At 58.8% G+C, this 16558-nt stretch carries 17 protein-coding genes, 1 other RNA gene and 1 pseudogene; 6 read left to right on the forward strand and 13 right to left on the reverse strand.

From position 1 onward, the window contains the following. Positions 1-16 precede the first annotated feature (16 nt). Positions 17-1099, reverse strand: coding sequence for a Fic family protein (locus BN1119_RS10590; protein WP_244463723.1), 1083 nt, complete (start codon positions 1097-1099; stop codon positions 17-19). Between the two features lie 239 nt (positions 1100-1338). Between BN1119_RS10590 and BN1119_RS10595 the strand changes: the two genes are divergently transcribed. Continuing rightward, positions 1339-2469 carry a hypothetical protein gene (locus BN1119_RS10595; protein WP_041997672.1) on the forward strand — a complete coding sequence of 377 codons (1131 nt, stop codon included), beginning with the start codon at positions 1339-1341 and terminating at the stop codon, positions 2467-2469. Positions 2470-2600: 131 nt separating this feature from the next. Here the strand turns inward: BN1119_RS10595 and BN1119_RS20035 are convergent, their stop codons facing one another. The 4 genes from BN1119_RS20035 to smpB form a co-directional block, all read right to left on the reverse strand. Beyond that, positions 2601-3053: an antitoxin Xre/MbcA/ParS toxin-binding domain-containing protein gene (locus BN1119_RS20035; protein ID WP_223931102.1), complete on the reverse strand. Its 453-nt coding sequence runs from the start codon at positions 3051-3053 to the stop codon at positions 2601-2603. A 216-nt stretch (positions 3054-3269) separates the two neighbouring features. Further along, positions 3270-4541 (reverse strand): integrase domain-containing protein, encoded by a 1272-nt coding sequence (locus BN1119_RS10600; protein ID WP_041997673.1) that lies wholly within the window; start codon positions 4539-4541, stop codon positions 3270-3272. Positions 4542-4713: 172 nt separating this feature from the next. Then, positions 4714-5073: a transfer-messenger RNA gene (ssrA, locus tag BN1119_RS20040) on the reverse strand. Between the two features lie 222 nt (positions 5074-5295). Further along, the gene (gene smpB / locus BN1119_RS10605; protein WP_041997675.1) at positions 5296-5784 is read right to left on the reverse strand and encodes an SsrA-binding protein SmpB; all 489 of its coding nucleotides are present in this window, start codon (positions 5782-5784) and stop codon (positions 5296-5298) included. A gap of 157 nt (positions 5785-5941) precedes the next feature. Here smpB and BN1119_RS10610 point away from each other — a divergent pair, with 157 nt between their 5' ends. Next, a complete protein-coding gene (locus BN1119_RS10610) occupies positions 5942-6376 on the forward strand; it encodes an SRPBCC family protein (RefSeq protein WP_041997676.1) in 435 nt (144 codons plus the stop codon). After that, positions 6369-6728 (forward strand): RnfH family protein, encoded by a 360-nt coding sequence (locus tag BN1119_RS10615; protein WP_041997677.1) that lies wholly within the window; start codon positions 6369-6371, stop codon positions 6726-6728. Before BN1119_RS10610 ends, BN1119_RS10615 begins: the two co-directional genes overlap by 8 nt. An 87-nt stretch (positions 6729-6815) precedes the next feature. On the opposite strand, the gene BN1119_RS10620 is transcribed toward BN1119_RS10615, so the two are convergent. From BN1119_RS10620 to yiaY, 3 genes are all read right to left on the reverse strand, one after another. Next, complete coding sequence (locus BN1119_RS10620) at positions 6816-7448, reverse strand: NAD(P)H-binding protein (protein WP_041997678.1); 633 nt, start codon at positions 7446-7448, stop codon at positions 6816-6818. Between the two features lie 127 nt (positions 7449-7575). Then, positions 7576-7914 (reverse strand): outer membrane protein assembly factor BamE, encoded by a 339-nt coding sequence (locus BN1119_RS10625; RefSeq protein ID WP_041997680.1) that lies wholly within the window; start codon positions 7912-7914, stop codon positions 7576-7578. Between the two features lie 133 nt (positions 7915-8047). Beyond that, positions 8048-9199, reverse strand: a complete 1152-nt coding sequence (gene yiaY / locus BN1119_RS10630; RefSeq protein ID WP_041997682.1) for an L-threonine dehydrogenase — start codon at positions 9197-9199, stop codon at positions 8048-8050. 392 nt (positions 9200-9591) lie between these two features. Between yiaY and udp the strand changes: the two genes are divergently transcribed. After that, the gene (udp, locus tag BN1119_RS10635; protein ID WP_025326293.1) at positions 9592-10347 is read left to right on the forward strand and encodes a uridine phosphorylase; all 756 of its coding nucleotides are present in this window, start codon (positions 9592-9594) and stop codon (positions 10345-10347) included. Between the two features lie 67 nt (positions 10348-10414). On the opposite strand, the gene BN1119_RS10640 is transcribed toward udp, so the two are convergent. Next, the gene (locus BN1119_RS10640; RefSeq protein WP_409337748.1) at positions 10415-11140 is read right to left on the reverse strand and encodes an RluA family pseudouridine synthase; all 726 of its coding nucleotides are present in this window, start codon (positions 11138-11140) and stop codon (positions 10415-10417) included. A 194-nt stretch (positions 11141-11334) separates the two neighbouring features. Here BN1119_RS10640 and BN1119_RS10645 point away from each other — a divergent pair, with 194 nt between their 5' ends. Further along, the gene (locus BN1119_RS10645; RefSeq protein WP_041997688.1) at positions 11335-11811 is read left to right on the forward strand and encodes a hypothetical protein; all 477 of its coding nucleotides are present in this window, start codon (positions 11335-11337) and stop codon (positions 11809-11811) included. Positions 11812-11836: 25 nt separating this feature from the next. Here the strand turns inward: BN1119_RS10645 and BN1119_RS10650 are convergent, their stop codons facing one another. The 3 genes and pseudogenes from BN1119_RS10650 to BN1119_RS10660 all read right to left on the reverse strand — a co-directional run bounded on the left by BN1119_RS10650 (position 11837) and on the right by BN1119_RS10660 (position 14474). Further along, positions 11837-12148 (reverse strand): winged helix-turn-helix domain-containing protein, encoded by a 312-nt coding sequence (locus BN1119_RS10650; RefSeq protein WP_041997690.1) that lies wholly within the window; start codon positions 12146-12148, stop codon positions 11837-11839. Continuing rightward, the gene (locus tag BN1119_RS10655; RefSeq protein WP_041997692.1) at positions 12145-12675 is read right to left on the reverse strand and encodes a DUF1523 family protein; all 531 of its coding nucleotides are present in this window, start codon (positions 12673-12675) and stop codon (positions 12145-12147) included. Before BN1119_RS10655 ends, BN1119_RS10650 begins: the two co-directional genes overlap by 4 nt. 177 nt (positions 12676-12852) lie before the next feature. Beyond that, positions 12853-14474 (reverse strand): annotated as a pseudogene (locus tag BN1119_RS10660) (methyl-accepting chemotaxis protein). A gap of 164 nt (positions 14475-14638) precedes the next feature. On the opposite strand from BN1119_RS10660, the gene BN1119_RS10665 reads away from it, so the two are divergent. Further along, the gene (locus BN1119_RS10665; protein WP_041997694.1) at positions 14639-15271 is read left to right on the forward strand and encodes a LysE family translocator; all 633 of its coding nucleotides are present in this window, start codon (positions 14639-14641) and stop codon (positions 15269-15271) included. 69 nt (positions 15272-15340) lie between these two features. On the opposite strand, the gene BN1119_RS10670 is transcribed toward BN1119_RS10665, so the two are convergent. Then, positions 15341-16549: a cation:proton antiporter gene (locus BN1119_RS10670; protein WP_041997696.1), complete on the reverse strand. Its 1209-nt coding sequence runs from the start codon at positions 16547-16549 to the stop codon at positions 15341-15343. Positions 16550-16558 lie beyond the last annotated feature (9 nt).

Consider the following 16558-nt stretch of genomic DNA (forward strand, 5'->3'; position numbering starts at 1 on the left):
TCTTCAAGGGGCCAATCTAGTCCTGTGTGTAACCGTCGAGCAAATGGTTCAGTATCATCACCTGTTCAGGGCACAATTGGTCACTAGCGTGTAGCAGCCAGAAGCGGTTTAGAGCAAGCGCATGGGTACATGATTGTTGGGTCTGTTCCAGCGTGACGTTGAGTGTGTCCAAAAACCAAACCAGCCAAGGGGTGATATCCAGACCACCTCTCTGGGTCTGCTCCAGAGTGCGATAGTAATCGGCTTGCTGCTCAAATATTACTACCGACATGGCATACAGACTGATGCTCTGGTTGTCGGCCTGAGAGAGTGCAAGATCGGTGAGGGCTCGGGTAATCCGTCCGTTACCGTCATCAAACGGATGCAAAGTGACAAACCATATGTGGCAGATGGCCGCCCTAAGTAATGGGTCTAGGCAGGGGTCATCGAGACTGGTTCTGAACCATTCGATGAAAGTGGCCAATTCCTGCTCCAGCCCCTCTCGTGGTGGGGCTTCGAAATGCACGATGAGTCGATCACGTGCTCCGGATATCACCTGCATCGGCTCATCACCACGCAGCTGGCCAACGCGTATCTGATGCAATCTCCGGTCATCTGCGGGAAAAAGCCAGCGGTGCCATTGCAGCAAGCGTTCCAGCGTCAACTGCTCATCGGTGCTATAGATTGCATCCACAATCATGGCGGCCAATCCATCAGATCGATCTGAGGTGGGGTAAGGTGTCTGCTCCGATATGCCGAGGTGACGAGCCAGTGATGTACGTACCGATTGCGTATTAAGTCGTTGATTCTCGATGGCCGATGAAGCAATAACATTGGCCAGCAGCGTATCTAGGGCATGTGTCTGATGCGCCAGTGTTGTGTTGTGAGCTGATAAGTGAAGGCCCTGGAGCAACCCCAGATTACGGTGCACTTGGCGTAGCTTTGGCAGTAACTGCCGGTCTTGCCAGCAAAAATTGGGCCACTCATCGTGTTGCCAGATCCAGTCTACGGTCATCGATAATCTCGCTGATTTTGTGTCGCGGGCAAGCAGTGCAATGCCAAAAATGAGCCGAATTGACACCACATTCGGCTCGCGATATGAGCCGATAATAGCCCTCATTCGGCTCATTCCACAACTCACAGGGCTGGTCTACTGGGTGTCGGAGAGGCTCGGGGCGAGAATGGACTCTTGGACAGTGCCACTTACTAGGTTATGATTTGTCTCGGCTGACCAGCCAGACTTTCGCACGAGTCAAAATGGTTACTACTCTCAAGCCACATGATCTCAACCTCAAATCCTCACCTTGGATGGATTAAACGTGCGATGTATACCCCAGGGTAGGACTAGGAGATTGGATCATGACCATCAAAGCGTTCGTCCACACAACCCAACTTGAGCTCAAAGATGTACTAGGCATCTCCCTCAAACGTAGTCATATCTACGAGATGATTGCTGCGGCCTATGGCTACAGTACTTACGCGTCATTGCAAGCTGATGCGATTCTGCTCAGTAATACGAAATGGCAGGTTGCGTTGGATGTAAGTGCAATTGAGGCTAGAACTGTTATTCTGGGTATTAGTATTCCTGAGCTTGTCGCTCAGAAGTTGGCCACATTGTTAGTGCAAGCTGGTATTATAAGCCTACGCGTAAAAGAGATTTTGAGGAATCGCCTAAACGACGATTACATTACTCAGCTTTATATTCAGAGTAATCAACTTCATCCTAATTCGACTACTGCTAGCCGCTTTAGCTCCTCAGACCATTATGCTGGGGAGTTAATGAGTATGTTTAAACAGAATGAATTTAACTCGCCATTAGTACACCAGGGGTTGGTCCAGTTAAGTGCATTTGCAGACCGAAATGCCTCGTCATTTACCGATTTTGAACTTCATCAGAAATTGTACAGAATAGCCAGTGGCTTTAATGGTGCTGATATTAATGCATTAGTTGACACAGATAAAGAACGATACATTTATTGGTATCATCACTTGAAAAAAGCTGCAATGTCATTTGATATGGATGCTGTTTTCGAGTTGGCATCACATGGACTTGATTCCTCTTTATATATTGGCTATATGGGCGGCAGTAAACGTAGTGAATCTATTGCAATCGAATGTGAAACTCGTGGCATGGTGGTGAATGCTTATTATTGGTGGATTGTTAGTGCAATCAATGGTTCTGTTGACGCAATATATAAGCTGGTTAGTGATTATGATAAGGAAAACTCATTCCGGTGTTGGGTATGGATATTTCTTGCTAAAGAGTTAGGGTTTGATTTACTGACGTCGACAGATACAACTACAAGTTATGATATGCACAGTGGCGATGAAAGTTATACTTTCTCATTACCAGGTAAAATTCTTCCTGCATTGACTCCCCCTGACGTGGATACAAGTATATCCAATATGGCTCAACAGTTAGCATATAAGTTGTATGCTCAATATCTAGAAGATGACATTTTTTTTGAAGAGTATACTCATAATGAGTAACAATGATTTTTATAGATGTTTTTACGGAATGCAGGGGGGGGACACCCCCCCTTTAGTTATAATAAGTCTGGATCTTTTCTCGCAACGCGAGGAAAAACTAAAATTATGGCAGCCAGATGTGTTGTCTTATATTAGTAGACACCATGTTCAATTCGTCCTACTAAGTCTACCACTGCTTGAACTCCTACTGATGTACTCAACAGTTCAGCTGGCATTTTCCCGCCAAGTCCCTTAGCTGGTTGATGTAGCCATGCTATGGATTTGGTATTATCATTTTCATTTAGGGCGCGAGCCGCATCCAGAGCCAATATAACACCATAAACCCTAGAACCTTGTTGAATAGTCAGAGGTGTATTTGTTCTGAGTTTGCGTGAAATAGTATTCTTGCTAATGCCGGTGAGGCGGCATATCGTGCCAACATCGGTCATAACCATTTTAGCGAGCTGAGGAATAGTCTCTGGTGCTACGCCAGCAACAATCCATAGGTGAACTCTCAATAGCTCGCTCGGAATGTTAAGGGCATGTGCAAGTGATCTACTTGTGGTGATGTGAGGACTCATACCATCGTCTGCATAGGTTATCACGTAGCTCTCCTATTTCTATGAGCGATTCTACACCAAGATTTCACCTAGAATAGTTTTGTCGTCTAGAGTGGTGGCAGTCACAGTCAATACAATGTGTCGGTCTGCAAATCTCCATATCTTTGACTTTTGTGAGCTGAATATCGGTAGGTGGATAGGGCCTTCAATATTTCTTTACGTCAAAATTCCATATAGTCCGGGCAATTAGTCAGATGTGGGCTACTCGCCCACAACTGTCAATGCTCTAAAACCGCTAGCCAGAGAGAGGTTCCCTTGGCTAGCCTGTTCAATGTGGTTGCTCCACCACATCATCATTATCACTCGTTGCTCAAAGTAATCTGCACGATTATAGGCACGGCGGATCTCGTTCTCGTCTGCGTGAGACAGTGCTGCCTCGATGGCATCAGGGTTGAATCCCTGTTCGTTTAGAGTGGTGCTACCCAGCGAGCGCAAACCGTGGGCCACCAGTCGTCCGCCATAGCCCAGTCGCTTGAGGGCGGCATTCGCGCTCTGGTCGTTGATGTGGCCGAGTGGATCACGGTAGCCAGGGAACACGAAGGGGCGGTGGCCACTAATCGGTTTCATCCGTTCCAGCAGGGATATTGCTTGTGGTGTCAGAGGGACTCGGTGCGGGCGTTCCTTCTTCATCCGATCTTCAGGGATGTTCCAGACTTTGGCATCGATATCGATCTCATCCCAGCGAGTACCTGCGGATTCGCCTGGGCGAACCAAGGTATGCAAGCTCCATTCAATTTGGTAGCGTGTTGTGAGGTCTAACCTCCCATTTGCAATGTCTGCCATCAGATGTGGCAACTCGGCTGGCTTGAGGGTCGGCATGTGCTTTTTGGTGGGTTTCTTGAATACCTTACGAATGGCAGAGCAAGGATTAGCCTGGAGAAGGCCATGATTGACGCTATAGTCGAGAATTTCGTTAATCCTCTGGCAGAGGCGACGTACAGTCTCATGTTTGCCATCTGCTTCAATTGGGCGAAGAATTTCAATAACTTTAGGCGCACGTATCTGGTCTATGGGCATTGAGCCAATGAAGGGCAACACATAGAGTTCAAGGGAGCGCCACGAATCGGTGGCATAGGCGTCTGTCACATTGTGGCGTTTCAATTCCAGCCATTTGCACGCCATGCGTTCGAACGTGTTGGCACTAGCTTCTTGCTTGGCTTGAGCTGTGGCGATCTGTTCTTCTTTATGGAGCTTGGGATCAATGCCTTGGGCCAGTAGGGTGCGGACTTCTCGCCGCCGCTCTCTAGCAGCGGCAAGGGAGACTTCTGGATAAGTACCAAATCCCATGTTGGTGCGCTTTTTATCGGCTGGTTTTTGGTACTTGAAAACCCATCTTTTCCCTCCGTTAGGCTTAACTCTCAGCTCTAACCCTTCCCCATCAGGCAAGGTTAACTCTTTGATGTCTGCTTTGGCTGTTTTCACTTTAGTGTCAGAAAGCCGGTTTGTTCCTGTCTTACGCGTCTTCTTGTCCATGCCGCCTCTTAGTACCACTGAATTTAGTACCATCGCCCTTGTGGTACTAGTAATGGTACTAAATGAGCTGGTTTCTGGCGACTTCCTCGGACTACTGAGGACAACAAAAAACCCGCAAAGCCTTTGGCAATGCGGGTTTCTGTACTTCTTCGTTCCCGGCCGGAACATGATTTGGTGGAGCTGGGGGGATTTGAACCCCCGTCCAAAATTACTACATCCTCGGCACTACATGCTTAGTCACTCTTTACATTCGCCAACCCGCTGCGGAGAGACACGCCACGAATCAACTAGCTCGATTGGTTTTAATGCTTCCGCCCCGAGCAGGACTTCCACACGATCCTGTGAAGGATGACCTTCCGATTCCCTAGGACACAGGCAAGCTAGGGTAGAAGGGCTCAGCGCAGGTTATTAAGCTGCGAGTGCGTAGTTTTCGTCGTTTGCGACTATTTTTTTGCGGTTTATTAACGAGGCCTACCGCACCTCGGCATGCACCTTGGGTTTCGTGAATCTTGTCGAATCCAGAATCAGCCCCAAGTTGTTAAGAGGGATTGTACGCAAAAAACCAGCCATGGCAAGGCGTTGGCCGGCAATGAGCCAAATTGGCCGGTCGTTTGCCGATTTATTATTCGCTATGGCGAGTCCAGGTCGTGCTCTGGGGGGAGTGGAACCCCCGTCTCCCATGGCGCGGCGCCAAAAGCAGCACGCCGGACCCAAGGTCCGGCGTGGCAGCAAGGCGCTGACCTGGGCAGGGCAATCAGCCCAAGCGCTTGTTCTTCATGATGCGGGACTTCTCGCGGTCCCATTCGCGGGCCTTGGTGTCTTCCCGCTTGTCATGCTCTTTCTTGCCCTTCACCAGGCCGATTTCGACCTTGACCCAGCACTGTTTCCAGTAGAGGGAGAGGGGCACTATGGTGTAGCCCTGACGTGCGGTCAGGCTCTCGAGCCTGTCTATCTCGCGGCGGCTCAGCAGCAGCTTGCGGGTACGGGTCGGGTCGCACACCACATGGCTGGAGGCGGCATTGAGCGGCAGGAAGCTGGCGCCGAACAGGAAGGCCTCTCCCTGCAAGAAGATGACATAGGCTTCGCTGATGTTGGCCTTGCCCGCCCGCAGGGATTTGACTTCCCACCCTTGCAGCGCCAGGCCCGCTTCGACCTTCTCTTCGATGAAGTATTCGTGGCGCGCGGCTCGGTTGAGGGCAATGGTGCTGGACCCGGCTTTGTTTTTACTGTTTTTTTTGCTCATGACGGGCGCCTTCGGCGATGACGTGGAAGGCGCATTATACGTGGGTGGCGGCGGCTGTAAAACGCGCAGCCGCTCGAGTGGCGACTTTGTGAGCAGTTTCGGCGGTGATTTTCGGGGATATGGTGATAAAATCCCAGGGATTGGATGAGGAAACCCCATGCCCCGTATTACCCGCAGTGCCCTGGTGATGTTCAGCGCGGAACAGATGTTCCGGCTGGTCAACGATGTTCATGCCTACCCCGAGTTCCTGCCCGGCTGTGTCGGCAGTCGGGTCCACGAGAGTGGCGACGACTTCATGACCGCGTCGGTGGATGTGGCCAAGGCGGGCATCGCCAAGACCTTCACCACCCGCAACCAGCTCGATGCCAACCGTCAGATCAGGATGGAACTGGTCGATGGCCCGTTTCGCAAGCTGGCCGGCTGGTGGACCTTTACCCCCCTGGATGTGGACGCCTGCAAGGTGGAGTTCGATCTGGACTTCGAATTTACCTCCAAGCTGATCGAGCTGGCCTTTGGCCAGATCTTCCGGGATCTGGTGGGTTCCATGGTGCTCGCCTTCTCCAACCGGGCCAAGGAGGTCTACGGTGCCTGATTCCTTGACGATAGAGGTGGTCTACGCCCTGCCGGATCGCCAGACGGTGTTGACGCTGAGGGTCGGGGCAGGCACCAGCGTGCAGGCGGCCATCGAGCAGTCCGGCATCCTGGCCAGGCATCCCGAGATCGATCTCTCGGTGAACAAGTTCGGCATCTACAGCCGCCTGGCCAAGGCGACTGATCTGCTTCAGGACGGGGATCGCATCGAGATCTACCGCCCGCTTACCGCCGATCCCAAGGAGATGCGCAAGAAGCGAGCGGAGAAGGCCAAGGAGGAGGGCCGTGCCGATGTGGTCACAGGGGGTCGTCCCAATGCCAGCCGCAAGCGCGACGAGGCTGAGGGGAGCTGAAGGCGGCGACCAGCCGCCCTCGGCGCAGCCATCAAGACTCGATACCAGAAGAGGCGCCATGGCGCCTCTTCTGCGTATGGGGCCCGTTCACAGGTCAAGCAGCCGCTCGTTTTCCACCACCTCGACCCCATCCCCCTCGCTCAGGAGCACCATGGCGCTGGCCACCTGGCTCGCCTCTATGGCGTGCCAGCGGCGCAACTTGCCCAGCAGCAGGGGGCGCAGCAGCGGGTAGATCCCTTGAAAGTACTGCTCCGAGAGGCGTGGCGACTGGCGATGGCCGAGCAGCATGGCGGGACGCAGTATGGCCAGACGCTGCCAGTCATGGGCTTGCAGGCCCAGTTCCATCTCGCCCTTGGTGCGGGGGTAGAGCAGGGGAGAGGCGGCATTGGCCCCCATGCTGGAGATCACCACCAGCCGTCGGCAGCCATGGCGGCGGGCCAGCTCGGCGAAGGCGAGCACATAATCCAGATCGACCCGGCGAAATGCGGCAGCCGAGCCTGCCTCCCTGCGGGTGGTGCCGAGGCAGCAGAAAGCGAGGGTGACTGGCTGGGGCAAGGTGACGCTGGCCAGATCATCAAAATCGACCGGCAGCCAGTGCCGGGTAGGCTGCTCGAGGCCCGGTGTGCGGCAGAGCAGGAGCAGCTCATGCTCTGCGGGCAATTGCTTCAGCAGCTGGCGGCCGACGAGGCCGGTGGCACCGGCTATCAGGATCCTGCTCATGAGGCTCTCCCTGTGTCATGGCATTGGACGCATTTCAGCATCGGACAAGGGTCGGCCATCTGCCAGGCGCCTCTGTGGCTGAAGGAGATAAAACAAAACCGGCGCAAGGCCGGTTTTGTGGAGGGGATCAGAGCGGGGTGGTGAAGGCCGCAGGCAGCGGGAAGTCGCCACTGGCCGTGCTCAGCCTGTCGCCGAGAAACTTGACGGTCAGCTCCTTGCGCTCCTTGTCGCCACGGCCCGGTTGGAACTCATACAGATAGTACCAGGTGTCGGGATCGAAGCTGTCGCGCATCATGGGGGAGCCCAGCACGAACTCGACCTGCTCGCGGGTCATGCCCTGACGCAGCTTGTCGACCTGTTTTTGTTCCACATAGTTGCCCTGGGGAATATCGATGCGATAGACCAGGCTGCAACCAGAGAGGGTGAGGGCGGTCAGCGCCGCGGCAATCAGGTGTTTCATCCGCATATCGGGTTCAAGTCATCCATACAGTCTTTTTTAGCTCGGCAAATCATACCCACTCCCCGTGCGGAAGTAAAAAGCCATTGATCCTCCTGCCAATAAAAAGGGCCGCATGGCGGCCCCGACAAAGATTGCGCCCTCACATGGCGGCGCGGAAGATGGCGACTATCTCGGCGTGGCTCGCCTGGACCGGATTGGTGAAGCCGCAGGCATCTTTCAGGGCGTTCTCGGCCAGCACGTCGAAGTCATCGGCCTTGACCCCGAGCTGCTCCAGACCGGCCGGGATCTTCACGTCCAGCGCCAGCTGGCGGATGGCGGCAATCGCTGCCTCGGCCCCCTGCACATCGCTCATGGCACTCACGTCCACCCCCATGTGACGGGCCACGTCCTTGAGACGGCCCGCACTCACCCGGGCGTTGTAGGCCTGCACGTGGGGCAGCAGCACGGCGTTGCAGACCCCGTGGGGCAGGTCATAAAAGCCCCCCAGCTGGTGCGCCATGGCGTGCACGTAACCCAGGCTTGCGTTGTTGAAGGCCATGCCGGCCAGGAACTGGGCGTAGGCCATCTGTTCGCGGGCGTGCAGATCATCCCCCTGGTTGACTGCGGTGCGCAGGTGCCTGGCGATGAGCTGAATGGCCATCACGGCGCTGGCATCGGTCACCGGGGTGGCGGCGGTGGAGACATAAGCCTCGATGGCGTGGGTCAGGGCGTCCATGCCGGTGGCGGCGGTGAGACCGGCGGGTTTGGCCAGCATCAGCTCGGGGTCGTTGACCGACATCAGCGGGGTGACATGCTTGTCGATGATGGCCATCTTCACGTGGCGGGCCTCGTCGGTGATGATGCAAAAGCGGGTCATCTCGGAGGCGGTGCCGGCGGTGGTATTGATGGCGATGAGGGGCAGCTGCGGCCTGGCGGAACGATCGACGCCTTCGTAATCCTGGATGCTGCCGCCGTTGGCGGCCACCAGGGCGATCCCCTTGGCGCAGTCGTGGGGAGAGCCGCCACCGAGCGAAATGACGCAGTCGCAGCCGTGGGCCTTGATCATCGCCAGGCCTGCTTCGACGTTGCCCATGGTGGGGTTGGGCCGGGTTTCATCGAACACTAGACTCTCGATGCCATGCTCGGCCAAGAGGGCGCTGAGGCGGGCGACCACGCCTATCTGGTTCAATACCTTGTCGGTGACGATCAGCGCCTTGCGATAGCCATAACCCTGGATATCGGCCGCCGCTTCTTGCAGGCAGCCGGCCCCCATCAGGTTGATTGCGGGAATGTAGAACTTGAATGTCGCCATGATGGACTCCGTATGATTAACCATTAAGTGGTACTAGAGTGCCAACATAGCACTCCCGGCGGGGAGGAAAAGGGGTCAAAGGTATCTGTTTTACAACTTTATGGACTCGATCACGTACCACTCAAACAAGGGGGTTTTCCCCTTGACAAGGGCGGGAAGCTCTCCAGGTGGAGAAAAACGTTTTTCAGAAAATTCATCGAGTTAGCAAACGTTTTGCGGTTTTTTCGCCGCACTTGATGCGTGGAAGTGTGAGGCGCATCAAGGAATTGGAAAGCGCTTTCGACCATAGTTGGCGCCTCCCCGAATGAGGGGATCCATGCTTGAAAGTACCCTGAAGAATCACCTTAACTGCACTCGGCCGTCCGGCGGCGGGGCGCAACCAGGAGTCCACTATGTCTGATGTTTTCCACTTGGGTTTGAAAAAAGCGGATCTGCAGGGCGCCACCCTGGCGATCGTTCCCGGTGACCCCGAGCGCGTGAAGCGCATCGCAGAGCTGCTGGACAACCCGGTGCACCTGGCCAGCCATCGTGAGTTCACTACCTGGCGTGGCGAGATGGACGGCAAGGCCGTCATCATCTGCTCCACCGGTATCGGTGGCCCGTCCACCTCCATCGCGGTGGAAGAGCTGGCCCAGCTGGGTATCCGCACCTTCCTGCGCATCGGCACCACGGGCGCCATCCAGCCGCACCTGAACGTGGGCGACGTGATCGTGACAACCGGTTCCGTGCGTCTCGACGGTGCCAGCCTGCACTTCGCGCCGATGGAATTCCCGGCCGTGGCCGACTTCGACTGCACCACGGCGCTGGTCAACACCGCCAAGGAGCTGGGCTCCACCCTGCACGTAGGGGTGACTGCCTCTTCCGATACCTTCTACCCGGGTCAGGAGCGTTACGACACCGTCTCAGGCCGTGTGGTGAGCCGTTTCCAGGGTTCCATGAAAGAGTGGCAAGCCATGGGCGTGCTGAACTACGAGATGGAGTCCGCCACCCTGCTGACCATGTGCTCCAGCCAGGGCCTGCGCGCCGGCATGGTGGCCGGTGTCATCGTCAACCGTACCCAGCAGGAAATCCCGAACGCCGAAACCATGGCGAGAACCGAATCTGATGCCATCAAGATAGTGCTGGGCGCCGCCCGCAAGCTGATCTGATAGCACCACAAAGCGTGGGGGGTGGGGGCCGTTGCGAAAGCGCGGCCCCCATCTTTTTGTCCGCGCCCTAGAAGGGACAGTCGCACACCGCCGCCATGGGCTTGCCGCTCTGGGGATGATGGAAGTCGAGGCGATGGGCGTGGAGCATCAGGCGCCCGGCCAGGGCATGGGCCTGCCCGCCATAGAGATCGCACCCCAGCATGGGGTAACCCAGCCGCTGGCTGTGGATGCGCAGCTGATGGGTGCGTCCCGACTCCGGCCGCAGCGACACCCGGCTGACGGCCAGGCTCCCTGCGCCATGGGGCCACTGTTCCCGCGCCAGGACCCGATAGCGGGAGCGGGCGGGCTTGCCCTCCCGGTCACAGATCTTCATCAGGGGGAAGTTGGGGGGATCCTTGGCGATGGGAAAGTCCATCACCCCCTCATCTTCGGCCAGATGACCCAGCAGCAGCGCCAGATATTCCTTGCCGACGCTGCGTTCGCTGAACTGGCGGCAGAGGGCGGCGTTGACCGCCTTGTTGCGGGCGACCAGCATCAGCCCCGAGGTGCCAAAGTCGAGGCGATGGACCAGGGTGCAGCCGGGGAAATCCTGCACCAGTCGATGATGGACCGAATCCAGGTTCTGCGGATGTTTGCCGGAGAGGCTGAGCAGGCCGGAGGGCTTGTCGATCAGCAACAGGGCCTCATCCTCGTAGAGGATGCGGATCGATGCCTGGCAGGGGGGAGCGATGAACTCATCTGGACTGGGCTGCATGGGGCGGCGAGGGCTCGGGTCGAATGGGGTGGGCATGATACACCCGGGCGCCGTCTCAGGCACGTCCGGCCGCGCTCTGCCTTGCGTCGGATCCTGACCCTGGCAGGGGAGGCGGAGCGCGCCCTGGTCAATCCTGTGACCGATATGGGGGATAGCCTTCTCATCCCTTGCTAAGGTATGGGATGACAGCTGCCCGGATGAGCCCGGCGGTTTGACCCGTAAGGAGGGCAGTGATGCGCCGGATGCCAATGCTGTTGCTGCTCTGTCTGCCCCTTGCCGGGTGCAGCACCCCGTTCGAGCGACTGTGGGCAGGGGTGGCCGAGTGCCAGTTCGACGGACTCTCGCTCGATGCCGACACCCTCAAGCCGGGCCACTCCGACCTGGCCGGCTTCACCCCCTACAAGGTGAACAATGGCTTTGCCTGGTATCGTACCCGCACCCAGCTGGGGGAGCTGCCCATCAGCGGCTTCCTGATCCCGACCTCGACCTTCGAGGTCCATGCCCTCTTCATCGATGCCCCCATCGCCAACGCCCGCCAGCTGTTGCTGGAGCGCTATGGCGATGACTTCTCCGATGAGGCGCGCCACCAGGCGGGCGAGGCGCCGCTGCTGCTGCGCGACCCCAACAACCCCAAGCGCTCCATCCTCGATTGTACCCGGGACGACGGGAGCGAGGAGGAGACGCCAGAGGCATACGAGGGGGAGGAGTGAGCGGCAGGAGCAGGGGAGGGGCAGCCTAGGGGTAGCCGAGGGTCTCTCGTATCTCGTTGATATGCCGGGCGACCCAGGCCGGGTCTATGGGGCCCCAGTCGCTGATGCGATAGCCGCCCTGCTGGTGGCGCGCCCCCGGGGTCTGCTCGAATTCACACACCAGATCCAGTTCAGCCAGGGCGGCCAGGGTGTCCTGGGCGGTGCGCCTTGGCATGCCGGTGGCGGCCATGATGGCCGCCACCGTGTTGATGCCGCTGTCGATCAGGTGAGCGAGATAGAGACGGCGGTAGAAGCTGGTGCGGGTCTTGCTGATCCCCGGCGCCTGCGCCTTGCTCATATTTCGTCCTCGATACGCTCGAAGTAGCGCCACAGGGCGATGGCGGCCTTGCCCATCACCAGGGCCCAGATGCCGAACCAGAACCAGCGAAAGAAGCTCCAGCTGGAGGCATCCGCCTCCGTGGTCTTGATCTTGGTGACGTTAGGGAACAGGGAGAACATGTTCACGCGCCAGCCGTAGGAGGTGATGATGGCCAGCTTCTTCTCGAACTCCATGGACTTGGCCTTGGCCTGGACGTCGGCGGCATCAAACTTGAAGTAGAAGGGGAAACCCCAGCCGGTGTCTTCGTTGCGAAACACCCGGATCTTCTCGCCGGGGCGCTCGGTATAGATGTAATAGACGTCGGTGGTGGGCCCGTCGGCGGGGTTGTTCTTGCTGATGGGGCCATCCTTGTCGGTGCGCTTCACCTCCACCCCTGTGATGGTGGCGATGGTGTGTTCGGGCAGGTAGTAGTCGAGCCAGATGGCGGACAGCAGGGCGATCAATCCCAGGGTGATGAAGGCGGGTTTCCTGAGCTTCAGATTCATGGTGCTCTCATAAGGGGGGAGTTGGCGTGCCTCTACCATACCCATATTTGCCGGTCAGGCACAGCCCCCAATGAAGCCGGATTGTAAAAAGGTCGTTTAAAACAATGACCAATGACGCCCTGTATCGGACGAGAGACCGCGCAGGCAGGGCCTCTCGTCCGGCCGGGAGGTCGGGGATCACAACTGGAACTGGGCCAGTTGCCTGCGCTGCTGCTCGGCGAGCTGTGACAGCTCGTGACTGGCGGCGGCGCTCTGGCTGATGCCGGCGGCGTTCTGGTGCACTATCTCGTAGATGTTGGTGAGGTTGCGGTTGATGTCGGCGGTGACGCAGGATTGCTCCTCGGCGGCGGTGGCCACCTGGGCATTGGCGCCATTGATCTGGGTGACCGCCGCCGTGATGCCCCCCAGCAGATCCTGTACCTCGGCGGAGAGGCGCTGGTTGCGGCCGAGGATCTCCAGGGTCTCCTGCACGCCGTCGTTGGCGGACTGGCTCTGGCTCTGCAGCTGCTCGATGATGACCTGGATCTCCTTGGTGGAGTCCTGGGTGCGCGCCGCCAGCAGGCGTACCTCGTCCGCTACCACCGCAAAGCCGCGGCCGGTTTCCCCGGCGCGGGCGGCCTCGATGGCGGCGTGAGGGCCAGCAGGTTGGTCTGCTCCGAGATGCTCTGGATCACCTCGATCACCTTGCCGATCTGCTCTGACTGGGACTTGAGCCTCGCCACCACGCTGGCGGCGCTCTCCAGGCTGCCCGCCATGCGATCGTTGGCCTGGATGCTCTCGGCAAACAGGGTCAGCCCCTGCTCGACCCGGCTGTGGGCGTCCCGCGCCAGCTCGTCGGCCAGGGCGGCGTTGTGGTTGACGTTGTCGGCGGTACTGGCCAGCTCGGTGACGGCGGAGGCAACCTGCTCGGTCTCGCTGCGCTGCTGCTGGGCGTTGGCCTCGGACTGGGTCATGACGGCGGCCAGTTCGGTGGCGGCGGAGGCCACGTTGCCGCTGATGCCGGTCAGGGCATGGAGGGTGCTGCCCAGCTGGGTCAGGGTCAGGTTGATGTCCTTGGCGAGCTGGCCCAGCTCGTTGCTGCCTTCGGCCTTGGCGCGCACGTTGAAGCGGCCCTTCGCGACGGCGTGCATCACCTCCTGCAACTGACCGATGGGCTGGACGATGCGACCGGAGAGCCACCAGCCACCACAAAGGGCCGCCACCAGGGTGGCACTCATCAGCAGCAGGGTCTGCAGCAGGGTGGCGCGATAGTGGGCTTGCTCCTGGGCTATCTCCTGCTGGCTCAGTCGGTTGATTTGGGCAGAGAGGGTGTCGATCTGCTTGATCAACCGCTCCCCCAGGTCGCGAAAGTGCAGCCTGGCCTGTTCGTAGGCGACGGGATCGCCGCTGCCGGCAAAGCGCTGGGACAAGAGCGGCAGCATGGTGGCGCGGGTATGGGTGAAGTAGGCCTGCAGGGCCGCCGCCACCTGGCGGTTGTCCTGCTCGGCGCCGGGGATGGCCAGCCGGGACAAGATGGTTCCCAGCTCCTGTTCGGCCCCGTTGAGGGTGGCGGGCAGCTCGGCGAAGCGGGCCTGATCGTAGAGGCCATAGATGGCGTTGGTGCGCAGCCGGTAGCTGGCGTGGATCAGGGCGGCAATGTCGTCCTTGTGGCGGGTGACGCTGGCGGTGGATTCGTTCATGTCCGAGATGGCAGCGTCTATCTCCTGCTTGCTGATCACGGCCATCAGCAGCATCAGCAGGCTGGCCAGCAGGAGGGGGATGAGCACTTGCAGACGAATGGAGAGGTTATTCAACGACATGAAAGATCTTGGTCCGGAAGAGGAGTGAGGCGGCATCTTACACAGGCGCGACAACTCTTGTCACAGGGTTTTTAATGCTGAAATCTTGCTGAAGGAAATGGTTTTTCTTGTGTTAAAAGAGTGTGATAGGCAAGATCGTCTGCCTGTAACCCTGGAGGTGTAGTGTGTCCGACTGGATTGATCCCGCCATCTTGGCGCTGTTTATTCCCACGTTTTTCTTTGTCTCCGTGACCCCTGGCATGTGCATGACCCTGGCGATGACCCTGGGCATGAGTCTGGGGGTGCGTCGCACCCTCTCCATGATGTGGGGAGAGCTGATTGGGGTGGGGCTGGTCTCCGTGCTCTCTGTGGTGGGGGTGGCGGCCGTCATGCTCAACTACCCGGCCCTGTTCTCGGCCTTCAAGTACGTGGGGGGCGCCTACCTCATCTGGCTCGGCATCCAGATGTGGCAGGCCAAGGGCAAGATGGCGATCCCGGCGGATCTTTCGGCCGGCCAGCAGACCAGCGCCATGGGGCTGGCCATGCAGGGGTTTGTCACCGCCATCGCCAATCCCAAGGGGTGGGCCTTCATGGTCTCCCTGCTGCCCCCCTTCATCAATGCTGCCAAGCCGATGACGCCGCAGATAGGCGCCCTGGTGACCCTGATCCTGCTCATCGAGTTCGCCTGCATGCTGCTCTATGCGAGCGGTGGCCGCACCCTGCGCCATTTCCTTGCCAAGAGCGGCAACGTGGCCCTGATGAACCGCATCGCCGGTTCGCTCATGCTGTTTGTCGGGGTCTGGCTGGCCCTGGGCTGAGCGCCTGGGTCGGGCAAACATGCCACCCCCTGCACAGGGGGTGGCATTTTTTATGGGAGCAGGTCGGGATTAGCTGGATTTGAAGCGCCTGACCCAGGGGTTGGCGCTGATGCCGTGCAGGATCACGCTGAGCAGTATGGTGCAGAGCACCGTCTTGATGATGGGCCCCTGACCGAGCAGGGCCGGCCTGTGCTGCAGTACCATGACGGCGAAGACGATGCTGGCCAGGCCGCGGGGCCCGAACCAGCCGACGAACAGTTTGAGCTCGGGCCTGAGCCCGGAGCCGAGCAGGCAGAGCCAGACCGGCACCATGCGCAGCAGGGTGAGGCTGGCGAGGGCATAGAGCCAGTATTGCCAGTGCAGCAGATCCGGCAGCACAGGGAGCAGGGTGGCGCCAAACACCATCCAGATGACCACGGAGAGCAGGTCGCCATATCCCTCGCAGCTGTCGAGGTACTCATGCTTGTGCTCGCCGAAGCGGTGGCCTATCAAGAGCCCGCCGACGAAGGCGGCGATGAAGCCGCTGCCCCCCAGGGTCTGGGCCAGGGCGAAGCAGAGCAGGGCCAGCCCGGGCAGGGTGAGCTGACGCCAGAGCGGCAGCTGCCAGCCATTGAGATAGGAGCGTCTGAGGAGCCAGAGGGTGACCTGGCTCAGGGCCAGGGCCACCGCGATCCCTATGCCAATCTCTTCGAGCATCAGGGTCAGGGCCAGGGCGCCCGTGCCCTGATGCTGCTCGGTCGGGGCGATGAGGGCCAGCAGCAGCAAGAGCACGGGCACGCAGATGCCGTCGTTGAGCCCGCTCTCCTGGTTGAGCCCCTCGCGAATGGGGGCGGGCACGGCGGGGTTGCTGACCACGGCCTTGCCCAGCGCGGCGTCCGTCGGGGCGAGAATGGTGGCGAGGATGGCGAGTTCGAGCAGGGGCAATTGTGGAAACAGCCAGCGACCGAACAGGGTACCCAGCACCAGGGTGAGTGGCAGGCCGATCAGCAGCAGGCGGATCGGCAGGCTGCGGTTGGCCAGCAGCACCCGCCAGTCGGTGTTGGCGGCATCGGTGAACAGCACTATCACCAGGGTGAGCTCGGCCAGCAGCCGGATCCCCTCGTGATTGATCTCCAGGCTGAGCAGGCCGACCCCGCCCGGGCCGAGCAGGGCTCCCGCCAGCAGGAACAGCAGGGGGCCATTGATGAGCTTGGATTCAAATCGACCCGCTATCAGGCTGTAGATCAGCAGGAAGGCGGCGAGGATGGCCAGGTTCTGGTAGAGCAGGGTCGTCTCCATGGTGCTCCC

Source organism: Aeromonas bivalvium, assembly GCF_000819765.1.
GTDB lineage: Bacteria > Pseudomonadota > Gammaproteobacteria > Enterobacterales > Aeromonadaceae > Aeromonas > Aeromonas bivalvium.